This is a genomic window from Marinobacter iranensis (assembly GCF_029207565.1).
GTDB classification, from domain to species: Bacteria; Pseudomonadota; Gammaproteobacteria; order Pseudomonadales; family Oleiphilaceae; genus Marinobacter; species Marinobacter iranensis.
Genome location: NZ_JANCMW010000039.1, coordinates 1 through 502 on the forward strand (window position 1 = coordinate 1; position 502 = coordinate 502).

The window sequence follows — 502 nt, forward strand, 5'->3', positions numbered from 1 at the left end:
TGAAGGTGTAGTCCTTCATGGCCACGGAGGCGGCCCGGATCCGTTCCTGGTAGCGGAACTGGAAGACGGCGCTCTGGCGGCTACTGCCACCGGCCTTGCCGTTGTATTCCACCGGGTCGAGCCGGGGGGCATCGCCGTGGTGGTCGGCGATGATCAGGGCGGGCTGGTCGTTGCCTTCCACATCGCCGTGGTTGAACCGGTAGTGCCAGCCCTCTTCGGCGGCCAGGCGGCCCAGGAAGTCCAGGTCGCTTTCCCGGTGCTGGACGCAGTATTCCCGTTCCTCGGGGGTGCGCTTGAGGTCAAACACGGTATCGATGAGGCCTCGCTCTTCCAGCAGGGTGCGCACGATGGCATCCGTACTCTGGGTCTGGAAGATGCGGCTGTTGTGCATCAGGCCCAAACGCCACAACGGGGGCTGGACGATGACGTCGTAGCGGGTGCGGCGGTGGCCGGTGTCGCCCCGGGCGAATTCGTTGACCACGCCGTGGAAGCGCCGCAGGGG

1 protein-coding gene is annotated in these 502 nt (G+C 66.3%); it reads right to left on the minus strand.

Annotation, left to right across the window (positions count from 1 at the left end; translation table 11 throughout):
• Positions 1-502, minus strand: a 502-nt coding sequence (locus NLU14_RS21340) for a contractile injection system protein, VgrG/Pvc8 family (RefSeq protein WP_275710416.1), incomplete at both ends; no start/stop codon positions are given.